15 protein-coding genes are annotated in these 21,411 nt (G+C 72.7%); 6 read left to right on the top strand and 9 right to left on the bottom strand.

Annotation, left to right across the window (positions count from 1 at the left end; translation table 11 throughout):
• Positions 1 to 352: 352 nt before the first annotated feature.
• The gene (locus tag ACWC5C_RS37015) at positions 353 to 2,263 is read left to right on the top strand and encodes a glycoside hydrolase family 3 protein (protein WP_450882876.1); all 1,911 of its coding nucleotides are present in this window, start codon (positions 353 to 355) and stop codon (positions 2,261 to 2,263) included.
• Between the two features lie 966 nt (positions 2,264 to 3,229).
• On the opposite strand, the gene ACWC5C_RS37010 is transcribed toward ACWC5C_RS37015, so the two are convergent.
• Positions 3,230 to 4,645 carry a S28 family serine protease gene (locus tag ACWC5C_RS37010; protein ID WP_450882874.1) on the bottom strand — a complete coding sequence of 472 codons (1,416 nt, stop codon included), beginning with the start codon at positions 4,643 to 4,645 and terminating at the stop codon, positions 3,230 to 3,232.
• A gap of 165 nt (positions 4,646 to 4,810) precedes the next feature.
• Here ACWC5C_RS37010 and ACWC5C_RS37005 point away from each other — a divergent pair, with 165 nt between their 5' ends.
• Positions 4,811 to 5,254: a hypothetical protein gene (locus tag ACWC5C_RS37005; RefSeq protein ID WP_385437732.1), complete on the top strand. Its 444-nt coding sequence runs from the start codon at positions 4,811 to 4,813 to the stop codon at positions 5,252 to 5,254.
• Between the two features lie 114 nt (positions 5,255 to 5,368).
• Here the strand turns inward: ACWC5C_RS37005 and ACWC5C_RS37000 are convergent, their stop codons facing one another.
• Positions 5,369 to 9,238 carry an ABC transporter transmembrane domain-containing protein gene (locus ACWC5C_RS37000; RefSeq protein ID WP_450882881.1) on the bottom strand — a complete coding sequence of 1,290 codons (3,870 nt, stop codon included), beginning with the start codon at positions 9,236 to 9,238 and terminating at the stop codon, positions 5,369 to 5,371.
• Between the two features lie 174 nt (positions 9,239 to 9,412).
• A complete protein-coding gene (locus tag ACWC5C_RS36995; protein WP_450882872.1) occupies positions 9,413 to 9,694 on the bottom strand; it encodes a helix-turn-helix domain-containing protein in 282 nt (93 codons plus the stop codon).
• 55 nt (positions 9,695 to 9,749) lie between these two features.
• Here ACWC5C_RS36995 and map point away from each other — a divergent pair, with 55 nt between their 5' ends.
• Both map and ACWC5C_RS36985 read left to right on the top strand, forming a co-directional pair.
• Positions 9,750 to 10,517, top strand: coding sequence for a type I methionyl aminopeptidase (map, locus tag ACWC5C_RS36990; RefSeq protein ID WP_450882870.1), 768 nt, complete (start codon positions 9,750 to 9,752; stop codon positions 10,515 to 10,517).
• A 112-nt stretch (positions 10,518 to 10,629) separates the two neighbouring features.
• A complete protein-coding gene (locus ACWC5C_RS36985; RefSeq protein ID WP_450882868.1) occupies positions 10,630 to 11,655 on the top strand; it encodes a helix-turn-helix domain-containing protein in 1,026 nt (341 codons plus the stop codon).
• Between the two features lie 120 nt (positions 11,656 to 11,775).
• Here the strand turns inward: ACWC5C_RS36985 and ACWC5C_RS36980 are convergent, their stop codons facing one another.
• The 5 genes from ACWC5C_RS36980 to ACWC5C_RS36960 all read right to left on the bottom strand — a co-directional run bounded on the left by ACWC5C_RS36980 (position 11,776) and on the right by ACWC5C_RS36960 (position 18,791).
• A complete protein-coding gene (locus tag ACWC5C_RS36980) occupies positions 11,776 to 14,496 on the bottom strand; it encodes a glycosyl hydrolase family 65 protein (RefSeq protein WP_450882866.1) in 2,721 nt (906 codons plus the stop codon).
• A 138-nt stretch (positions 14,497 to 14,634) separates the two neighbouring features.
• The gene (locus ACWC5C_RS36975) at positions 14,635 to 15,312 is read right to left on the bottom strand and encodes a response regulator (protein ID WP_450882864.1); all 678 of its coding nucleotides are present in this window, start codon (positions 15,310 to 15,312) and stop codon (positions 14,635 to 14,637) included.
• On the bottom strand, positions 15,309 to 16,655 hold the full coding sequence (locus tag ACWC5C_RS36970; RefSeq protein WP_450882862.1) for a sensor histidine kinase: 1,347 nt from the start codon (positions 16,653 to 16,655) through the stop codon (positions 15,309 to 15,311). The genes ACWC5C_RS36975 and ACWC5C_RS36970 overlap by 4 nt, the downstream gene beginning before the upstream one ends.
• A complete protein-coding gene (locus ACWC5C_RS36965; protein WP_450882860.1) occupies positions 16,652 to 17,854 on the bottom strand; it encodes an acyltransferase family protein in 1,203 nt (400 codons plus the stop codon). The genes ACWC5C_RS36970 and ACWC5C_RS36965 overlap by 4 nt, the downstream gene beginning before the upstream one ends.
• Positions 17,847 to 18,791 carry an alpha/beta hydrolase gene (locus tag ACWC5C_RS36960; protein ID WP_450882858.1) on the bottom strand — a complete coding sequence of 315 codons (945 nt, stop codon included), beginning with the start codon at positions 18,789 to 18,791 and terminating at the stop codon, positions 17,847 to 17,849. The genes ACWC5C_RS36965 and ACWC5C_RS36960 overlap by 8 nt, the downstream gene beginning before the upstream one ends.
• 168 nt (positions 18,792 to 18,959) lie before the next feature.
• Between ACWC5C_RS36960 and ACWC5C_RS36955 the strand changes: the two genes are divergently transcribed.
• Complete coding sequence (locus ACWC5C_RS36955; protein WP_450882856.1) at positions 18,960 to 19,622, top strand: M15 family metallopeptidase; 663 nt, start codon at positions 18,960 to 18,962, stop codon at positions 19,620 to 19,622.
• 227 nt (positions 19,623 to 19,849) lie between these two features.
• Here the strand turns inward: ACWC5C_RS36955 and speB are convergent, their stop codons facing one another.
• Positions 19,850 to 20,836 (bottom strand): agmatinase, encoded by a 987-nt coding sequence (speB, locus tag ACWC5C_RS36950; RefSeq protein ID WP_450882854.1) that lies wholly within the window; start codon positions 20,834 to 20,836, stop codon positions 19,850 to 19,852.
• A gap of 350 nt (positions 20,837 to 21,186) precedes the next feature.
• Here speB and ACWC5C_RS36945 point away from each other — a divergent pair, with 350 nt between their 5' ends.
• The gene (locus ACWC5C_RS36945; RefSeq protein ID WP_365236484.1) at positions 21,187 to 21,390 is read left to right on the top strand and encodes a cold-shock protein; all 204 of its coding nucleotides are present in this window, start codon (positions 21,187 to 21,189) and stop codon (positions 21,388 to 21,390) included.
• The last annotated feature ends 21 nt before the right edge of the window (positions 21,391 to 21,411 follow it).

Below are 21,411 nucleotides of genomic sequence, written 5' to 3'. Positions count from 1 at the left end.
AGGCCAGAGAGCCCAGCAGATCACCGACCAGGCGCAGGACCTTCTCGTCCTGCCCGGTCAGCCCCTTGAGACTGCCACGGATGGCCACCCCGGACAGGCCAGGCACCACGAACGGCGCAGCCACCTCGCGCATCCCGCCCACACCGCTACTCCCTGCCCGGCTCGAAAACCCCTCACCGCACCCAACGCGCACACCCCGTAAAAGGTCACGCATACGATGCGAGAACTCCCGTTCCCTTCCACGGCTCGACGCGCGGTCCTCGATACTCACCCGCGCGCACCACAACGCACCCAAACGCGTTCAACCGACAGCAGTTCCCAACCCCCTCCAAAGATCATGGAAGGAGTGCGGGTGCACCAGCCGACCTCGCGCCGCACCCTGCTCGCCGCGGCGACCGCCGCCGTCGCCACCGCCTGCAGCCCTCGGACGCTCAGCTCGCCCGAGACGTCCGCGACCACGTCGACATCCGCGTCGGCGTCCGCCTCCGCCACGACCACATCGGCGGCTCCGCGCCGCCCCGCCACCCCGACCCGGCGCAGCGATCGGGACCGCGCCTCTGCCCTCCTCGGCCGTATGACGCTCGACCAGAAGATCGGCCAGCTCTTCGTCCTGTCGGTGTACGGGCACTCGGCCACCGCGCCCGACCCCGCCGACGCCTCGGCCAACCGCAAGAAGTACGGCGTCGGCAGCGCCGCCGAGCTGGTGGCCAAGTACCACCTCGGCGGGGTCATGTACACCGAGTGGGCGCACAACATCCGCGACCCCCGGCAGGTCGCCGCCCTCTCCAACGGCCTGCAGAAGGCCGCCTTGGAGGGCCCAGCGGGCGTGCCGCTGCTCATCTCCACCGATCAGGAGCACGGCATGGTGGCCCGGATCGGGGCCCCCGCCACGCTGCTCCCCGGCGCGATGGCGCTCGGCGCGGGCGGCAGCGTGGCGGACGTACGGGCGGCGGCCAGGACCGCCGGGGCGGAGCTGGCCGCGCTCGGCGTACGGCAGGACTACGCGCCGGACGCGGACGTCAACGTCGACCCGGCCAACCCGGTGATCGGCATCCGCTCCTTCGGCGCCGACCCCAAGGCGGTCGCCCGGCTGGTCGCGGCGCAGGTCGAGGGGTATCAGCGCGCCGGGGTCGCGGCCACCGCCAAGCACTTCCCGGGGCACGGCGACACCTCCGTGGACAGCCATGTCGGGCTGCCGACCATCACCCACTCCCGCAAGGAGTGGGAGCGGCTGGACGCCCCGCCGTTCCGCGCCGCGATCGCCGCCGGGATCGACTCCGTCATGACCGCGCATCTGCTGTTCCCCGCGCTCGACCCGGCCGACGACCCGGCCACGCTCTCCCGCCCCATCATCACCGGCGTCCTGCGCGACGAACTCGGCTACGACGGCGTCGTGATCACCGACTCCCTCGGCATGCAGGGCGTGCGCGAGAAGTACGGGGACGCCCGGGTGCCGGTGCTCGCGCTGAAGGCGGGCGTGGACCAGCTGCTGACCCCGCCCGATCTACCCGCCGCCTGGAACAGCGTGCACACGGCGGTACGGAAGGGCGAGATCAGCGAGGACCGGCTCGACGCGTCGGTGCTGCGCGTGTTGGAACTCAAGGCGCGCCGTGGGCTGTTGGACGATCCGTACACCAGCGGCCGCGCGGTGGACCGTACGGTGGGCACTCGCGCGCACGCCACCACCGCGGCCCGGATCGCGGACCGCACCACGACGCTGATCACCAACCGGGGCGGGCTGCTACCGCTGTCCCGGCGCCGCCACCGCGCGCTGCTCGTGGTCGGGGTGGACCCCGCCGCCCCGACCGGCACCGGCGGCCCGCCGACGGCCGTCCTCGCCCGCGCCCTCGGCGCCCTCGGCTTCACGGCGAAGGCCCTGTCCACGGGCACCGGCAGCGCGCCGGATCCGTCCCCGGGGCGGATCGACGAGGCGGTCGCGGCGGCGCGCGAGCGGGACGCGGTGATCGTCCTGACCCGCGACGTCGACGCCGGGTCCGGCCAGCGGCGGCTGGTCTCGGAGCTGTCCGCGACGGGGGTGCCGGTGGTCCACGTCGCACTCAAGGACCCGTACGACATCGCCCAGTTGGGCAACGACCCCGGCGCGTCGCTGGCCACCTACGGCTGGACGGACGTCGAGGTGCGGGCCGCTGCCCGGGTCATCGCCGGTCAGCGGAACCCGCGCGGGCGCCTGCCGGTGGCGGTCCGTCGCGCGGACGCGCCGTCCCGAGCCCTCTACCCCCTCGGCCACGGCCTCTCGTACTGAGGCGGATGGGGCGGGGTGGCATTCCCCCACCCCGCCCCTTCCCGAAACCGGGGGAGACCCCCGGACCCCCGGACCCCCGGGCTGAGCCCAGGCCCGACGCATGGGCCCACGCGGACTTCGACAGCGAGCCGGGCGACAGCCTCCGCCCCGGCAGGGGCCGGGGCGGAGGCCCCCAGCCCGCCTGGCCCGGGCAGACAACAGCCCGGGGAACGCCCAAGCCCCGGCGGCCAAGGGCTCGCGCCGGGGCGGCCCATGCGGGCTCCAGCGGCAAGGCGGGGACGGCCCGCTGCCCGCCCGCCCCGGCACGGGCCGAGGCTGAGGCCCAGGCCCCACCACTGCGCTGAAGCGCCCGCCCGGCCGAGCCTGGGATGCCCCAACCCACCTTTGCCCCGGGCCGGACCACACCCCAGGGGCGCCCCGGCTCGCCCCTGCGCGGGCCCGGTCTGAGGCCCAAGCCCCGTCGCGCGACGCTGACGCGCCCGAACGAGCCTGGGCCCCACCCCGCCTGGCCCCGGGCGGACGACGGCCCGGGGCGCGCCCAGGCCTCGGTGGACATACCGTCTCCGGCATCCGCCAAGGGCTGGCGCCGGGGCAGCCGGGGCGGCCGCTGCGGGCTCCGGCGACGGAGGCGGGGACGGCCCGCTGCCCGCCCCGGTGGCACGGGAGCCGGGGGCGGGCAGCGGGCCGGGGCTGTGCCCAAGCCGGGGCCCTCGCCCCCGGCACGTATCCGGAGGCCCGGCACGGGACCGGAACCCTCGACACACGGCCAGGACCCACGAGGCAGCGCCCTCGGCACCGAAACCCGGACCCTCGACACCGGACCGGGAACCTCGGCACGGGGCCGGGGGCCTCGGCACGCCGAGCGCAGGTGCCCGGGCGGGCCGGGCGCAGGCGTCGGGCCCGCCGGGAGCAGGCGTCCCGGCGGGCCGGGGCGAGAGGCGGGGCGGGGGGCGACCCTCGCGGGGGTTACGGCCTCAGGGTCGGGTCGCGGTCTGCCTCGCGGCGGTCCAGCTTGGCGTCGTGGGGGGCCAGGGGCTTGGACTTGGCCGGGACGTCGGCCCACTTCTGGACCGCGGCCGTCGCCTTCGCCTTCTCGGCGGGCGTCAGCTGGGCGATGTTGGCGCCGTGGTTGCCGCCGGGGGCCGTGTAGACGTAGGAGTCGCGCGCGCCCTTGCCGGGGCGGAACGGCTCGGCGCCCCACGGGTCGTTCTCGCCGTAGACGAACAGCATCCGCTTCGCGTCATGGCGGACCCAGCGGTCCACGTCCCGCATCGCGCCCGCCTTGAAGCGCATCGGGATGTCGCGCGGGACGTAGTTGCGCGGGTTATAGATGCCGGGGTAGCGGAGCAGACCGTCCAGGTGGGGGGTCTTGAAGGTGGGGGCGCCCAGTTCGGTGCCCGCCTGGTAGTAGTACGGGGTGTAGGTCTCCAGGCCCTGGTCGGTGTAGGCGGAGAATCCGGAGATCTCGTCGATGAAGGTGTACAGCTCATCGGTGGAGGCCGTGGCCGCCGGGACGTCCGCGCAGTCCTTCAGCAGGTGGTACTGCCAGAAGGCCCACACCAGGTCGAGGACGACGTTCTCGTACGCCTTGTCGGCGCTGCCGACGACCCTGAAGGTCTGCTTCTCCTCGTCGGCCCACTTCTGGTAGCGCGCCACGATCTCGTCGCGCCGCACGAGCGCCTCGCGCTGGACCGCGTTCAGCTTGGTGCGGCATTCGGCGGTGCCGACGCCCGCGAAGAAGCGGTCGTACGCCGAATCCTCCTTGTTGACCACGTCGTTGGGGGCGACGTAGGCGATGGTGCCCGCCATGTCGTCCGGGTAGAAGCGGCGGTAGTACGTGGCGGTCATGCCGCCCTTGCTGCCGCCGGTGGCGAGCCACTTCTTGCCGTAGACGCGGTGCAGCGCCCGGTACAGCCGGTGCTGGTCGCTGGCGGCCTGCCAGATGTCGAGCTTCGACCAGTCGGCGGGCTGCGGCCGCGACGGCGTGAAGAACCGATACTCCATGGACACCTGGTTGCCGTCCACGATCTGCGTGGGCTCACTGCGGCGCGGCGTGGTGTTGACGTTGTAGCCGGAGGTGAAGAACACCGTCGGCCGGTCGGTCGCCTTGTGCAGCAGGGTGAACCGCTGCTTGAAGGTGCCCTTGGACGGATGCCGGTGGTCGACCGGCTGCTGGTACGTGAAGACCAGGAAGCGGTAGCCGTCGTACGGCTGTTCCTCGACGAAGCTCATCCCGCGTATCGCCAGGACGCGTTCCTTGATGTCCGGCTCGGCCGTGCCGGTCGCGGGGGCGGCCGCTGCGGCCGGTGCGCCACCCGCACCCGCGCCGACCGCCCCCACGATTATCACGAGCGACAACAGCCATCTGAGCGCCTTGCCCATTCGCCCTCCCCTTGTATGCACATGATTCACACAGGTCGCCGGAAACCTATCGGGGCACAGACGGAGTGGCTAGAGGCGTCCGATCACGCCAACCTGCCGCCGAATACGGAGAGTTGTTACCGTCACCCTCTTTCGTAGCGGGCTGTGATGGCGCATCCTGCTGACATGGACCGAGACGAACGGCACGACCGGAGCGAACGGGCCGAGCGGCTGACGCAGTATCTGACCGAATTGCAGGAACGAATCGATCCGCGCTCGCTGGAGCTGCTCATGCGGCTGCTGCGCGAGCTGAGCACCTCACCGGCCGTCCGCGGGGGGACGTACGAACTCGGCATGGGGCCCGAGGAGAAAGAGCTGTTCACCCCCGCACTCCAGGCCGAGTTGCTGGTGCTGTTCGGCCTGCTCACCTCCCAGGACGAGCGGGTGGTCGTCGACCTCGGCGACAGCCCGCACGCCAAGGGCATGAAGGTGCTGGTGCCCCAGGAGCGGGCCCAGGACCCGGACTTCCTGCACCGCCACAAGCAGCGGGTGGCGGCCGAGGCGGAGCAGCGGGAGGCGGACCGGCGCGAGGTGGAGGGCATCGCGAGGGCGAGCGGCATGGAACCGTGACGTCACCGTACGTGATATGCGGCGAACGCCGAGAGTTACCGGCCGTATACCGTTATCGTCACGGCCGGGCGGCGCCACCTTCCCTGGCCACCGGACACCATCCGGCGACCAGGTCTACGCCCCCACCGGGGCCGTCTCTCCCGTAAAGGTGCGCCACAGCTCGGCATACCGGCCACCCGGCCGCGCCACCAGCTCCTCGTGCGTACCGTCCTCGACCACCCGTCCGTGATCCAGGACCACCACCCGGTCCGCGCGGGCCGCGGTGGTCAGCCGGTGCGCGACGACCAGCGTGGTGCGACGGCCCGCCAGCCGGTCCGTGGCCTGGTTGACCAGGGCCTCGGTGGCCAGGTCGAGCGCGGCCGTGGCCTCGTCGAGCAGCAGGATGTCCGGGCCCACCAGCTCGGCGCGCGCGAGCGCGATCAGCTGGCGCTGCCCGGCCGACAGATTGCGCCCGCGCTCGGAGACCGCGTGGAGGTAACCGCCGTCGAGCGAGGCCACCATGGCGTGGGCGCCGACCGCCCGCGCGGCCGCCTCCACCTCGGCGTCGCTCGCGCCGGGACGCCCGTAGGCGATGGCGTCGCGCACGGTCCCGGGGAAGAGATACGGCTCCTGCGGGACGACGCCCAGCCGGTTGCGGTACGCGGTGAGGTCCAGCTCGCGCAGATCCGTGCCGTCGATCCGCACGGCGCCACCGGTGGGGTCGTAGAAGCGGGCGACCAGCTTGACGAGCGTGGACTTGCCCGCGCCCGTCTCCCCCACGAACGCGACGGTCTGCCCGGCCGGGATCGTGATGCCGATGCCCGACAGGGCCTCCTCGCCATCCCCGTAACGGAAGTGCACGTCGTCGAAGGCGACCTCGCCACGCACCGTCCGCACCGCGCGCGGGCTCTCCGGCGCCGGGGTGGTGGTCGGCTCCCGCAGCAGCTCCTGGATGCGGCCGAGTGACACCGTGGCCTGCTGATAGCCGTCGAACACCTGGGAGAGCTGCTGCACGGGCGCGAAGAACAGGTCTATGTAGAGGAGATAGGCGACCAGCGCGCCCGCCGTCAGCGTCCCCTCGCTGACCCGCCCGGAGCCGACGATCAGCACCAGCGCGGCGGCGGTGGACGACAGCAGCTGCACGAACGGGAAGTACACCGAGATCAGCCACTGCCCCCGTACCCGCGCCTGCCGGTACGCGTCGCTGCGCCCGGCGAACCGCTCGCGGCCGACGCGCTCGCGCCGGAAGGCCTGCACGATGCGCAGCCCGGCCACGCTCTCCTGGAGGTCGGCGTTGACGGTGCCCACGCGCTCACGGGCGAGTTCGTACGCCCTGACGCTCTTACGGCGGAACACGAACGTGCCGACGATCAGCGGCGGCAGGGTGGCGAACACCACCAGCGCCAGCTGAACATCGATCACCAGCAGCGCGACCAGGATGCCGAAGAAGGTCAGCAGGCTGACCACGGCGGTGACCAGACCGGTTTGGAGGAACGTCGACAACGCGTCCACATCGGTGGTCATCCGCGTCATGATCTTGCCGGTCAGCTCGCGCTCGTAGTAGTCGAGTCCGAGCCGCTGCAACTGCGCGAAGATCTTGACCCGCAGGGAGTAGAGCATGCGCTCGCCGGTGCGCCCGGTCAGCCTCGTCTCCCCCCACTGCGCCGCCCACTGCGCCAGGACGACGACCAGCGCCAGCCCGGACGCGGCCCACACCGCGCCCAGCGCGAGGCGCTGGACGCCCTGGTCGATGCCGTGCCGGATGAGCACGGGCAGCAGCAGCCCTGACCCCGCGTCGATGGTCACCAGCAGCAGACAGAACAGCAGCGGCGCCCCGAACCCGCGCAGCAACCGCCGCAGGCCGTACGCCTCTTCGGGTTGCGCGGCCCGCGCCTCGTCCACATCGGGCGTGTCGGTGGCGGGCGGCAGGGCCTCGACCTTGGCCAGCAGTTCGGGCGTGGCGGGCATCCCGTCGGTGGGCGCGGTTCGCGTTTCTGTGCGGCCGTCCCCGTCGCGCCGCACCCACAGCTCCGGGGTGACGCCGCCTTCGGCGGTGCCCGGTGCCGCGTGCGCGGGGTCGTCGCCGCCGCGCGACGGCGGTCGGTCGCCGTTCGTATGGGCGGCGCGATCGAGACACGGCTCGGCGAGCCCCGTGGCGGAGGCCTCACCGCCGAAGGACCCTGCGAGCCCGACGGCGTTCGCGTGCTCCGGATCGTCGCCGCCGCGCGGCCGTACGGCGAGGTGCCCGGCCGGGTCGCGGGTGATGCCGCTCAGCTCATCCGGGTCGGTCAGCAGGCGGCGGTACAGCTCGCAGCGCTTGCGCAGTTCGTCGTCCGTGCCGACGTCCACCAGACGGCCGCCGTCCAGGACAGCGATGCGGTCGGCGAGGGCGAGGGTGGAGAGGCGGTGGGCGATGAGAAGGGTTGTACGCCCAGCCATCACACCCCGCAGCGCCTCGTGGATCTCGTGCTCGACGCGCGCGTCGACCGCCGACGTGGCGTCGTCGAGGACGAGCAGCCGGGGATCGGTGAGGATCGCGCGGGCCAGGGCCATGCGCTGGCGCTGGCCACCGGAGAGCGTGAGGCCCTGCTCGCCGACCTCGGTGTCGTAGCCGTCCGGGAGGGCGGAGATGAAGCCGTCGGCCTGGGCGGCCCGGGCGGCGGCCCGGATCTGCTCGTCGTCGGCGTCCGGCAGCCCGTAGGCGAGGTTGGCGCGCACGGTGTCGGAGAAGAGGAAGCTGTCTTCGGGAACGAGCCCGATGGCATCGCGCAGCGACGCGTACGTCAGCTCGCGCACATCGTGGCCGCCGACCCGCACCGCGCCGTCCGTCACGTCGTAGAAGCGGGGCAGCAGCAGCGACAGGGTGGACTTGCCGCTGCCCGAGGCGCCGACCACGGCGACCGTCTCGCCCGGTTCGATGCGCAGCGACACATCGGAGAGCACGGGCCGGTCGGGGTCGTAGCCGAAGGTGACGTGATCGAATTCGACCGTCGCGGGCGCGTCCGTGGGCAGTTCGCGCGCGTCCGGGCGCTCCTGGATGACCGGTTCGGTGTCGATGAGTTCGAAGACCCGCTCGACTCCGGCCCGGGCCTGCTGGCCGACGGTCAGCATCATGGTGAGCATCCGCACCGGGCCGACGAGCTGCGCGAGATACGTCGAGAAGGCGACGAACGTGCCGAGGGTGATCTGCCCGCGCGTGGCCATCCAGCCGCCGAGGGCCAGCATCGCGACCTGGCCGAGGGCGGGGACGGCCTGGAGGGCGGGGGTGTAGCGGGCGTTGAGGCGGACCGTGCGCAGCCGGGCGGCGAAGAGGCGGCGGCCGACCTCGCGGAGCTTGCCGGTCTCCTGGCCCTCCTGGCCGAAGCCCTTGACGACGCGGACGCCGGTGACCGCCCCGTCCACGACCCCGGCGACGGCGGCGGCCTGCCCCTGGGCGTACCAGGTGGCCGGGAAGAGCCGGACGCGGCTGCGCGAGGCGAGCACCCACAGGGCGGGAGCGACGGCGAGGGCGACGACGGTGAGCAGCGGGGAGAGCACCGCCATCACGACGATCGAGACCAGGAAGAGCAGCACGTTGCCGATCATCATCGGCACCATGAAGAGCAGGCTCTGGATCAGCTGGAGGTCGCTGGTGGCGCGGCCGATGATCTGGCCGGTGGACAGCTCGTCCTGGCGGCGGCCGTCGAGGCGGACCAGCGACTCGTACATGTCGGTCCGCAGATCGTGCTGGACGTCGAGCGCGAGCCGTCCGCCGTAGAAGCGGCGGACGTAGGTGAGGGCGTAGACGACGAGGGCGGCCACGATCAGCAGGACGGCCCAGGGCGCGAGCGCCCGGTCGTGCTGGACGATCACCTCGTCGATGATCAGCTTGGTGACGAGCGGGACCAGCGCCATGACGCCCATCCCGGCGAGCGAGGATCCGAGCGCGAGCAGCACGTTGCGGCGGTACCGCAGGCTGAGGCGGGTCAGCCGCCGCGCCCAGCCCTGGTCCGCGTCCGCGCCCACATCCGCATGGCCGCTTTTGCCGCGCTTGTTCTCTTCGTCGCGTTTGTCGCCCTTGCCGTCCGCCACTCGTGACCTCCCGGTTTTCCACTGCTACCGGAAGACCCAACGCACAGGCGTGCGGATTTCATCCTTCCGCAACAAACCGGCCGGGGCGCGGGGGTTCACGCGGGGTCGCTACGCCGCCTCGTCGCGCGCCCCCTCCTCCGGGGCGACGGCCGCGGCACAGCGCGCGGCGATGTCGTCCAGCCGCAGACCGAGGGTCGCGGCGAGGGCGGCGATGGTGAAGAAGGCGGGGGTCGGGGCCCGGCCGGTCTCGATCTTGCGGAGGGTCTCCGCCGAGATCCCGGCCCCGGCGGCGACGTCCGCCATGGAGCGTTCGCCACGGGCCTGCCGGAGCAGGACGCCGAGGAAGCGGCCGCGTTCACGTTCCAGCGGAGTGAGAGGAGTGCGCACCATGACCGTGATACTAATACCGGTATAAGAATTGGGTAGCACGCAGGGAGGCCACACCGTGGTAGAGATCAAGACGGACGCGTCGCTGGACGCCATGCGGGAGGCGGGCCGGGTCGCCGCGGGCATCCTCACGGCGACGCGCGAGGCCGCCGCCATCGGCGTGCGCCTGCGCGAACTGGACGAGGTGGCCCGGGAGGTGCTGCGGGACGCCGGGGCCACTTCCCCGTTCCTCGGCTACCGGCCGCACTTCGCCTCGACCCCCTTCCCCGCGGCCCTCTGCGCCTCGGTCAACGACGCGATCGTGCACGGCATCCCGGACGGCTACCGGCTGCGCGACGGCGATCTGGTGTCCATCGACTGCGGCGCGGTCGTCGACGGCTGGGCCAGCGACTGCGCGATCAGCTTCATCGTCGGCACCGCGCGCCCCGAGGACCAGCGGCTGGTGGAGACCGGCCGAAAGGCCCTGGAGGCGGGCATCGCGGCGGCCGTCGTCGGCGCCCGGATCGGCGACATCGCGCATGCCATCGGCACGGTCGGCCGGGCGGCGGGCTACGGCATCCCCGCGGACTTCGGCGGCCATGGCGTGGGCCGGGAGATGCACGAGGACCCGCCGGTGCCCAACGAGGGTCGGCCGGGGCGCGGTTACCGGCTGCGGCACGGGCTGGTGCTGGCCATCGAGCCGATGCTCATGGCGGGCGGCCAGGACGCGTACCGGGAGGACGACGACGGCTGGACGCTCCGTACGGTCGACGGCAGCCGGGCGACGCACAACGAACACACCGTGGCGATCACGGACGACGGCCCGCGCGTGCTCACCGCGCCCTGAGGGGCACACAGATCCCGTACCCATACGGACGGTTGACTACCGGATCGTTCAGCGAACACTTATGGAGGCCGACTAGGGTCGTACCAGGCGATCGCCGCACAGCAGAAGGGTGATGATCGATATGGACCTCCAGATCGACGACATCCCGCCCTCGGAACGGTTCGCGGCCTGGCGTGCCCTGTGCGAGGGGCCGATGGTCCCGATGGAACTGCGCAGCGCCCACGAGGACGACTTCCGGGCGACCATGTGGGGCATGGACCTGGGCCGGGTCACGGTGGCCGGGTCGTCCTTCCCCTCGCTGTGGACCCAGCGGACCAAGACCCATATCCGGCGGTCGGATCCGGAGCTGTACCACCTCCAGCTGAACCTGCGCGGCGAGGCCGACATGGTGCATGGGGGCGTGACGACGACGCTGGGCGACCGGCAGTTCATGCTCACGTGCACCTCCCTGCCGTACGAGGGGGCCATCGCGCGCGGCAGGACGGACGAGCTGACGATCGGCATCCCGCCGTCCCTGCTGCCGTTCCCGGTGGCCGATCTCAACCAGCTGCTCGGACGGCAGCTGTCGGGGCGGACCGGGATCGGCGCCCTCCTCGCCGACGTCCTCATCCGGCTGGGCGCGGAGCACGCCGCGTACCGCCCGGCCGACGCACAGCGCCTGGGCACCGTCGTGGCCGATCTGCTCACCGCGCTGCTCGCGCACGAGCTGGACGGCAGCGACGCGGAGACCGGGCCCGCCACCCTCCGGATGGCCCCCGAGAGCCACCGGAACGCCCTCGTCCTGCGGATCCAGGACTTCGCGCGACGGAACCTGCACACATCCGATCTCACCCCCGCCTCGATCGCCGCGGCCCACCACATCTCGGTGCGCTACCTCCACCGGCTCTTCGAGCGGCAGGGGCACACCGTCGCCGCCTGGATCCGCGCCCAGCGGCTGGAGCGCTGCTGCCAGGACCTGGCCGACCCCGCGCTGGGCGGCACCCCCATCCACGCCATCGCCGCGCGCTGGGGCTTCAGCCACGCGGCCGATTTCAGCCGTGCGTTCCGCGGCACGTACGGCATGCCGCCCCGGGAATTCCGCCGGACGGCCCTGTCGCAGGGAGGCCTCGAACTACAGGGCACGCCCGGGGGGAAATAAGCAGGGCCTCCCCCCGTCGAAGCCCTGCTCACCTTCCCTGTTCAGGATGGACCGTCGGCGGCCGGATGTCGTTGGCGTGCAGTGCACAGTCCTTGATGTTCCGTGCACTGCACGCGTGCCTTATTTGGTGACCTTCAGCTCCTCGATGCCCGCGCGCTTCTTGTCGTCCGCCGAGCGCAGCGTGACGCGGACGTAGCGGGCCGGGCCCGTCGCACCGTCGCGCCAGTGCCTGCCGTCCAGCGACGTCTGGGTGCGGTGCGCGGCGGGCCGGGTGGAGGTCCACTCCGGGGTCACCTCTCCGATCCGTACGGTCCGGCCCAGGTCGGCGGTGAGCGTCCCCCGGGCGGCGTCGGGCACCCAGGCGGTGGCCGCGTTGCCGTCGAGGGCGGCGCCCGGCTCCATGCCCGGCTCCCGCGAACTCGCCGTCGCCTCCTGGCAGCGGGCGAGGTTGGTGGTCGGAGTGAGGTCCGGGCGGCGGGTCTTGAGGACGGCGGGGGTGCCCTCGCTCACGACCTGCTTCCCGCCCTGCGGCGTCTCGATGTCGAACGGCGCCCCGGCGGTCAGCCGCACCGTCGTCTCGTGCGGGCCGATCGCCACGTCGTACGTACGGCCCTGCCAGCGCAGGCCGCGCAGCGTGACGCCGTCGCGGAGCTGCGGCGGCAGCATCGGGTCGAGGCGCACCGCGTCCTCGCGCATCCGCATCCCGGTCAGGCCGTGGGTGAAGACCTGGAGGAAGCCGCCCTTGCCGGTGAGGAAGTCCTGCGCGGGGGACCCGGCCAGCGGGTCGTTGGCGCCCGCCTTCTCGCCGCGCGCCTCCGAGAACTGGTCGAACGGGCCGCGCACGAACGGCTTGATGGAGCGCATCAGATACGTGTACGAGGAGCAGCCGGGCTCCCCGATGGACGCGGCGTCGATCGCGTGCACCGAGTCGGTCATGGCCGGGCCGTCGGGGTCGGTGCGCGCCGCGTAGTAGTCGAGCGTCTTCGCGGCGGACTCCCCGGACATCGGCCATTCCAGCGGATACATGAGCAGCACGGTGTCCGCCTGCTTGATCAGCGAGCCCTTGTAGCCGTCGTACTGCTGGAAGACCTGCTTCTTCTTGTCGTACGGGATGCGCAGCTTGTCCGCGATCCGGGCCCAGGCGGCGGGCGGCTTCTCGCCGAGGACGCGGGCGGCGCGGGCGGCGTCGCGCAGGGCGGTGGCGGCTCCGGCGTTGGTGAACACCGCGTCGTCCACGCCGTTGCTGTACTCGTCGGGGCCCGCGACGTCTCTGATGGAGTAGCTGCCGTCGTCGTTGCGGGTGGCGCGCCCGGCCCAGAACTCGGCGATCCCCTTGAGCACCGGCCAGCCGCGCTCGCGCAACCAGGCGGCGTCCCCGGTGGCCTGGAAGTACTGCCAGGCGGCGAGCGCGATATCGCTCTGGAGGTGGTTCTGGGTGCGGCAGTGCGGCGGGTCCCAGCTGTGGCACTCGCTCCACAGCCCGCCCTTGCTCGCGCTGGTCCAGGGGTAGAAGAGGCCGGGGTAGCCGAGCTTGCGCGCGTTCGTACGGGCCCCGGCGCGGGTCTTGTAGCGGTACTCGACCACGGACTTGGCCAGTTCGGGATGGCTCGCCAGCAGCCCGGGGTACATCCAGGTCTCGGCGTCCCAGAAGACCAGGCCGCCGTAGTTGTCGCTGGTCAGCCCGGTTGGGGAGATGCTATTGCGGGAACCGGCGCGGGTGGCGGACAGCAGCCCGTACTGCGCGGAGCGCACCCAGCCCTGGAGGTCGCGCTGCCTGCGGCCGCCGATCTCGATGTCGGAGCGCCAGAGCTTCCGCCAGGCGGCGGTGTGCTCGGTGAACAGCGCGGGCCAGCCACGGTCGGCGGCCCGGCGGGAGGCGGCGACGGCGTCGGCGCGCGGGGCGTGGGAGGTCAGCGCGGTGTCGACGCCGACGTACTTGGTGAACTCGTAAGCCCGGCCCTGGCGCACCGGGAAGCGGACGCCCTGCCGGGCGCTCAACGTGCCGTCCCCCTCGGGCCGTTGCTCGTTCGCCTTCTGTACGTTACGGCCGGGCCGCAGGGTGGAGGCGACGGCGCCGTCGGTCTTGGTGCCGTCCGTACGGAACGCCACATCGACCGTACGGTCGCCATGCGTCCCGCCGCCGGTCTGCGTCATGCGGCGCGCGCCGCGTCCGTCGATGCGGTCGGTGACGGTGGCGTCGCCGCTCCAGTGCGGCGTCATGCGCAGCCGCACGGCGCCCACATGGGCGTCGTTGCGGTCGGCGAGCACGTCGTAGGTGAGGTCGGTGGCGCGGCCGTCGGACGCCGTCCAGGTGAGGGACGTACGGACGAAGCCGCAGCGCAGGAAGACGGTCTGCCGGTAGTGCGAGATGCGACCGGCGGACGTGTCGGAGCCGAAGGTCTCCGAGCCCTTGCCCCCGGTGGCCACGTTGAGCGTGGACCAGGTGGGGATGGCGGCAGCGACCTGCCGGTTCTCGGTGGTCTTCTTGTTGTGCCCGTACAGGCCGGAGACGAACGAGCCGTCGTACCGGGGTGTGAAAAGCGGCCAGCCGGTCTTGTCGCCGCCGCCCGTGTAGCCGGTGCCGTTCGGCGGCACGCGCTGCCCGAGATAGCCGTTGCCCACGTACGCGTGGTAGCTGTCCTTCGGATCGATGCGGTCGGAGGTCTGCGCCCAGCCGTCGGACGGCCCACGCGCACATCCCCCGCCGCCGGCACGGGCCGCCGCTGAGGAGTCGGATTCGGGAGCGGCGGACGCCGGGGGCACGGCGGCGATCAGCCCGCAGACGAGCAGCGGAGCGATCAGCCGGGCGGCGCGCGGCAGCCGGGGGTTGGAGTACGTCATTGTTCTCCGTCGTGGTTCGCCGGTGACGGTCGCAGTGACGATAAAGAGGTGAACACAACAGGTCAATGGATGGAGCAACGCCTTCACTAACTGAACACGCGTTCACAGGTCGGACCACGGCGGTCGGAACGCGGGCTGTCAGAACGCCGTCGGGCGCACGAGACCGGTCTCGTAGGCGTAGACCGCGGCCTGAGTGCGGTCGCGCAGGCCCAGCTTGAGGAGGATCCGGCCGACATGGGTCTTCACGGTCTGCTCCGCCACCACCAGCCGGGTGGCGATTTCCCCGTTCGACAGACCCTGCGCGATCAGGGCCAGCACCTCGGTCTCGCGCTCCGTCAGATCGCCGACGCGGTCCTTGAGCGGGGCGCGCGGGGCGGCGGCGGACACCCGGGAGAACTCGGTGATCAGGCGCTTGGTGATGTTCGGGGCGAGCAGCGCGTCCCCGGCCGCCACCACCCGTACCGCATGGGCCAGTTCCTCGGCCGACGCGTCCTTCAGCAGAAACCCGGACGCGCCCGCGCGCAGCGCCTCGTACACATACTCGTCGAGGTCGAAGGTGGTGAGGACGAGGACCTTGACGGTGGCACCGGCCGGTTCGGTGAGCCGACGGGTGGCCTCGATGCCGCCGAGCCCGGGCATGCGGATGTCCATCAGGACGACATCGGGGGCGAGTTCGGCGACCTGGGCGATGGCCTCCTCCCCGTCCACGGCCTGGCCGACGACCTCGATGCCGGATTCGGCGTTCAGCAGCACCGTGAAGCCCTGGCGGACCATGCTCTGGTCGTCGGCGATCAGGACGCGAATGCTCATGGTCATACGGGATCCTCGACGGTCTCGGTGGCCGTGGCGGCTTCGGTGGCCGGGGCGGCTTCGGTGGCGTGGCGCATGGGCAGCACGGCGGCCACCTCGTAACCCCCGTCCGGGGTGGGGCCGGTGGCCAGCTCACCCCGCAGCATCGCGACCCGCTCCCGCATCCCGAGCAGCCCGTGCCCGGCGCCCGGCGAGGGCGGGGTGGGCCGGTCCGGGGCGGTGTTGACGACCCAGACGGTGAGCCCGTCCGGGTGGTACCCGATCTCCACCCGCACCTCCGCGCCCGGTGCGTGCCGCATCACATTGCTCAGCGCCTCCTGCACGATGCGGAACGCCGACAGCTCGATGCCCGGCGGCAGCGACCGCCGCTCCCCGCAGATCTCGGTGGTGATCGCGACCCCGGTCCCCCGCACCGTGTCCACCAGCTCGTCCAACCGGTCCAGGGTGGGCTGCGGGGCGTGCCGGACGCCATCGGCGAGAGCGTCCTCGGAGCGCAACACGCCCAGCACCCGGCGCAGCTCGGTCAGCGCCTCGACCGCGCTGCGGCGGATGCCCGCCAGGTTCTCCTTCAACTCGTCGGACGGGTTCTCCGCCAGATGCGGGGCGACCTGCGCCTGGATGGAGATCACCGACATGTGGTGGGCGACGACGTCGTGCAGCTCCCGGGCTATGCGGTTGCGCTCCTCCAGCAGGGTGCGCCGCGCCCGCTCCTCGGCGGTGATCTCCTCCTGCTCGACCAGCCGCGCCCGGGCCACCCGTCGTCCGCGCAGCGCGGTGCCGACCACCACGGCGGTCGTCAGGACCGAGATGACCAAGCCGGGGTCGGAGTCGGGGACGGGCGCCGGGGCGGTGAAGGCGCGGCAGGCCAGGCACACCAGCAGGCTGATCGCCAGCACCTCGGCCGCGATCCGGGGGCGGGTGCGCAGGGCCAGCAGGAACAGCACCAGCGCCTGCACGGTCAGCCCCTCGCCGGACCAGGGGAACGTGGCCTCGGGGACGGCCCCGGACCTGAACCACGCGATCACCACCGTCACGGCCGTGATCGCCCACCACGCCGGGACCGGCCGGAACAGCGCCGCCGCGAGCGCCACGGACTGGACGGCGGCGAGCAGGGTGCCGACGCCCTGGCCGAACCCGTACAACTCCCCGTACTTGTCGACGCACGCGATGAACAGCACCACCGCGCCCAGCACGACCGGGAGTGCGAACGCGGGCAGCCAGTCCAGCCAGCTCGGTCCGCCCCGGCGCGGCAGCGGATCGGCCGCCGTCGTCCACAGGTCCTCGCGCAGGATGCCCGGAACCGCTCGCAGCCCCCGCGTCACCTTCACCACCCGCCCCCGCCCCCTCATGGACGCGACCTTATCCACGCCGCACCACTCCCGCTCCCCCTCCGTGTCTCCCTCACGGCCGCCCCCGGGCGGCCCTCGCGCACCACCCGGCCTCCCGGGCGCGGTCTGCTCTGCTCGTACGCGCCGAACGCCGCCCGGCACACCAGCAGCGCCGCCGCGAACACCGGCAGCCATATCAGCCGGGCCGCCAGCCAGCCCGGCCCGTCGGGCACGGTGTGCAGACCGGGCAGCGGGCCGGTGAGCCGCAGCATGGTCGAGGTGACGGCCATCATCGCGGTCTGGTGCCACAGGAAGATGGTCATCGCGGAGACGTTCAGCAGCGCCACCACCGCCCATACGGCGGGCCGTGCCAGCACCCGCCGCAGCGGGGCGAGCAGCAGCAGCGCCGCCCCGCACTGGGCCAGGCCGAAGGTGACGGCGGCCAGGGTCGGCGGGTTGAGGTTGGATATCGGGGCGCCGGGCACCCCGACCATGGCCGCCGGATAGCCGCCGAACAGGACCAGACCAGCCGTGGCCACCCCGCCCCCGAGCAGCAGCACCCATCCGGTCATGCGCCCCCGCAGCCCTCCGCGCGCCCATGCCGCGCCCAGGCAGTACGGGACCAGCCAGCCCGCCGCCAGGTTGATCCAGCCGAGCCAGGCGGGCCCGCCGAAGCCGAAGCGGTACAGGTCGACATAGAGGACGACGGCGAGCGGCCACAGCGGATGCAGCCGCGCGACCAGGGGGGTCGCCGCCGTGAGCGCCGCGAAGACCAGCAGGAACCACAGCGGTGACAGCACCAGCTTGAGCAGGGTGTGCAGGGTCGTCAGACCCACCCCCGAGGCCAGCATCGCCCCCGCCGCCAGGGCCCACACCACCAGCACCGCCGCGACCGGCCGGAACAGCCGGGCCATCCGGGCGCCCAGCCACTGCCGGTATGTGACTCCCCTGGCCTGCGCGCACGCCTGACTGCGCGCACCCATCTGCCCTCCCACCAGGAAGAACACCGCGAGGGTCTGCAACACCCAGGAGATCGGGACGAGATGGGGCTGGTACAGCAGCGGACTGGCCGCCCGCACCGTGCCGCTGTCGGCGACGAGAGCGGTCACCAGCCAGTGGCCGAGCACTACGCCGAGGATGGCGAAGGCGCGCAGCGCGTCCACGGCGCGGTCGCGGTCGGGCGGGGTGGCGGCGTCGATGCGCCGGATCAGCTCACGCACGGCCGTCCCCCACGATCCGGGCCAGGCTCCGCAGGCTGGTGGAACCGGGCCTCAGGTAGTCGCTGTGGCCGCCGCCGCCCGCGTCGAATATCCGGGCGCCGAACCCCTTCGAGACGGGATCGGTGCCCAGCCCGACGGTGGTGAACAGCAGCGGAATCCGCACATGCGGGACGCCACCGATCCAGTCGTGCGCGCCCCGGCCCGCCCAGACGGCGGCCCGGGTGTGCAACTGGCCGACGCTGTCGGTGCCGACACCGGGGCTGCCGTAGAGGACGATGGCCGCGACCGCCACCCCGGACGCGGCCCGGGCGCAGACCAGCGAACCGTAGGAGTGGCAGAGCAGCGATATCCGGGCCCGGGGCACGGCCGTGGCCAACTCCCCGACGAAGGAGGAGAGCCCGGGTGCCGCACGGTCGGCCCGCCCCGCCGTCAGCACCTCGGGGCTCACCGTGCCCGGCGTCCCGTACCCGAGCCACGCGACGACGGCACCCCGCTCTCCCAGTTGGTGCCGCAGCGCGACGGCCCCGGCGCGCAGGCGCCCGTACCGGTCGAGGCTGGTGTCCGAGCCCGGCACCAGGACCGCGACCCGCGTGGCGCGCGACAGATCCCCGAAGACCTCGACGGAACGGCCCCCGTCCCGCCCGTCGAAGGACAGGAACTGCCGCGCGCCGCCCGCCATCCCCCGCAGCGCGGCCGCCCGCCGCCGGTCGCCGTGCTCGGCGGCCATTCGCTCCGCGGCCCGTATGTCCGCGCGGTGGGCCGCATAGCGCGCGTCGAGGGCGGCGGGCGTCGCGGCGGTCAGCGGAGGCAGCGCCGACGGTGCGGGCGCCGGGACCGTCGAGGGCCGCGCGGCCCCCGCCACCGGCACGGCCACCGAGGCGGCGACGAGCACACCTAGCAGAGTGCGACGCAGGCGGCCGCGCACACGGAATGCCATCGCTTTCCCCCTTCCGTACCGGATGTCGTATGTAAGGAAGGTAGGGAGCAGGGCGGGTAGTTGGCGTCACTCCAGGGGGTGCACTCGCCAACTAGCTCTCAGGTATTACGGGTACGACGCGGGGGCGCATCGCGCGGGGGCACCACCCACACCTGCGACGATCACCCCATGTCTGAAATCACCTTGATGTCCGACCCGAGGGTCGCGGCCATCCCGGTCAGGGAGTGCGGGGAGCCACTGGCGGACGTACGCCGTGAGCCACGGCTGCTGGTCGACGGGCGGGCGGCGGACCCTGCCGGGGCGTACGCCCATCTGCGGCGCGGCCTGCTGGAGCGGCTACTGACGGCCCAGTCGGCGCTGCCGCCGGGGACACGGCTGCTGTTCATCGAGGGCTACCGGCCACCCGAGCTGCAGCGGCACTACTTCGAGCGCTACTCGGCCCGGCTGCGCGCCGCGCACCCCGCCTGGTCCGGCGGGGAGATCCGGGCAGCGGCGAGCCGCTACGTATCACCGCCCGAACTCGCCCCGCACAGCGCGGGCGCCGCCGTCGACCTCACCCTCGCCGACGCGGACGGGCGCGAGCTGGACATGGGCACGCCCTGGGACGCGACCCCGGAGGAGAGCGCCCGCGCCTGCTACACGCAGGCGGCGAACATCCCCACCGACGCCCGCGCCCACCGGGACGCCCTGGGCGCGGCGCTGACCTCCGCCGGGCTGGTCAACTACCCCACCGAGTGGTGGCACTGGTCCTACGGCGACCGCTACTGGGCCCTCCACACCGGCGCCCCGGCGGCGCTGTACGGCCCACGGGACCTCCCGGAGACGCCCTGATCCCCTGCCCCCCTGGCCACACGGGCGGGACCGGCACATGACGACACCGCCCCGGCGGCCGTCGGGGGAGGAGACGGCGACCGGGGCGGCACGGTGAGTGCGACTACCGCGAGGGATCAGCTGGGGTCAGCACCTCCGTTTCCCCCGATTCCCTTGATCGGGGAGGCCATTGGAGCGGCAGCCGCTAGAGGCCCCGTGGAGGACGGCACCAGTACCCCCGTACCTGCTCAGGCGGTGCGCGAGGCGGCGATCTGGCGGGCCATGATCGTCGTCAGTTCGTACGCCGTGTGGGACGCCGCCACCGCGGTGATCTCCGCGTGGTCGTACGCCGGGGCGACCTCGACCAGGTCGGCGGAGACCAGGTGGCAGCCGGCCAGGCCGCGCAGGATCTCCAGCAGCTCGCGGGAGGTGAGGCCGCCCGCCTCGGGGGTGCCGGTGCCGGGGGCGTGGGCCGGGTCCAGGACGTCGATGTCGATGGAGATGTAGAGCGGACGGTCCCCGATGCGCTGCCGCAGCTGGTCGGCCACCTCGTCCACGCCGCGCCGCATGACGTCGGCGGAGGTGACGATGCCGAAGCCCATCTTCTCGTCGTCGTCCAGGTCCTGCTTGCCGTACAGCGGACCCCGGGTGCCGACGTGCGAGAGGGCGGCGGTGTCGAGGATGCCCTCTTCGACGGCGCGGCGGAACGGCGTGCCGTGGGTGTACTCGGCGCCGAAGTAGGTGTCCCAGGTGTCCAGGTGCGCGTCGAAGTGGAGCAGGGCGACCGGGCCGTGCTTACGGGCGACGGACCGCAGCAGCGGGAGGGCGATGGTGTGGTCGCCGCCGAGGGTCATGAGCCGGGCGCCGCTGTCGAGGATGTCGTCGGCGGCGGCCTGGACGGTCTCCACCGCCTCGTCGATGTTGAACGGGTTCGCGGCGATGTCCCCGGCGTCGGCGACCTGGGCGAGTGCGAAGGGGGACGCGTCCTGCGCCGGGTTGTACGGGCGCAGCAGCCGGGACGCCTCGCGGATGGCGTTGCCGCCGAAGCGGGCGCCGGGGCGGTAGGAGACGCCGGTGTCGAAGGGCACCCCGACCACGGCGACGTCCGCGGTACCGCCGACCTCGTCGACACGCGGCAGCCGGGCGAACGTGGCGGGGCCCGCGTAGCGCGGGATGCGGGATGAGTCGACGGGGCCTACGGGGGCTGCGGTGGGCTCACGGTCTGCTGCGGTCATGCATGCGAGCGTAGGCAGGGCCGCCGCTCCACCACATGTACGTTCCCCAGCACCACGCCCGGGCGTTTTGGACACCGCGTCCATTGCCGCGCGACTGCCGCGCGACCGGCTGCCGAGTGACCGGCGTCTCCCCCCGTCCGCCCCCATCCGTACCTCCCCGTGCGGCCCCGCCCGTGTTAGAGTCGTGGTAGTTGCAGTTTTGGTACCCATGAACGTTATGTGCGCCTGACGGGATGTAGCCTCAGGCGCATTTTTGTTTTAACCGGTCATTTCCGGATGGGAGTCAATGCGGCGACGCGGGTTCCGCGCAGTGTGGAATCCGGATCGACCCCCATTGAAGGAGAAATGACATGGCTACCGGCACCGTGAAGTGGTTCAACTCGGAAAAGGGTTACGGCTTCATCGAGCAGGACGGCGGCGGCGCCGACGTCTTCGCCCACTACTCGAACATCGCCACCCAGGGCTTCCGTGAGCTGCAGGAAGGCCAGAAGGTGTCGTTCGACGTCACGCAGGGCCAGAAGGGCCCGCAGGCCGAGAACATCGTTCCCGCCTGACGCAGCGCATACCGCGAGCCG

The sequence above is a fragment of the Streptomyces sp. NPDC001700 genome, from assembly GCF_053596435.1.
This window is presented reverse-complemented; position numbering and strand designations above follow the sequence as displayed.

What these genes read in the sequence shown, in the direction of transcription:
- ACWC5C_RS37010 (WP_450882874.1), bottom strand. Translation starts at nt 4,645, where the DNA reads ATGGGCAAGGCGCTCAGATGGCTGTTGTCGCTCGTGATAATCGTGGGG.
- ACWC5C_RS37005 (WP_385437732.1), top strand. Translation starts at nt 4,811, where the DNA reads ATGGACCGAGACGAACGGCACGACCGGAGCGAACGGGCCGAGCGGCTG.
- ACWC5C_RS36995 (WP_450882872.1), bottom strand. Translation starts at nt 9,694, where the DNA reads ATGGTGCGCACTCCTCTCACTCCGCTGGAACGTGAACGCGGCCGCTTC.
- ACWC5C_RS36985 (WP_450882868.1), top strand. Translation starts at nt 10,630, where the DNA reads ATGATCGATATGGACCTCCAGATCGACGACATCCCGCCCTCGGAACGG.
- ACWC5C_RS36980 (WP_450882866.1), bottom strand. Translation starts at nt 14,496, where the DNA reads ATGACGTACTCCAACCCCCGGCTGCCGCGCGCCGCCCGGCTGATCGCT.
- ACWC5C_RS36975 (WP_450882864.1), bottom strand. Translation starts at nt 15,312, where the DNA reads ATGACCATGAGCATTCGCGTCCTGATCGCCGACGACCAGAGCATGGTC.
- ACWC5C_RS36970 (WP_450882862.1), bottom strand. Translation starts at nt 16,655, where the DNA reads ATGAGGGGGCGGGGGCGGGTGGTGAAGGTGACGCGGGGGCTGCGAGCG.
- ACWC5C_RS36960 (WP_450882858.1), bottom strand. Translation starts at nt 18,791, where the DNA reads ATGGCATTCCGTGTGCGCGGCCGCCTGCGTCGCACTCTGCTAGGTGTG.
- ACWC5C_RS36955 (WP_450882856.1), top strand. Translation starts at nt 18,960, where the DNA reads ATGTCTGAAATCACCTTGATGTCCGACCCGAGGGTCGCGGCCATCCCG.
- speB (WP_450882854.1), bottom strand. Translation starts at nt 20,836, where the DNA reads ATGACCGCAGCAGACCGTGAGCCCACCGCAGCCCCCGTAGGCCCCGTC.
- ACWC5C_RS36945 (WP_365236484.1), top strand. Translation starts at nt 21,187, where the DNA reads ATGGCTACCGGCACCGTGAAGTGGTTCAACTCGGAAAAGGGTTACGGC.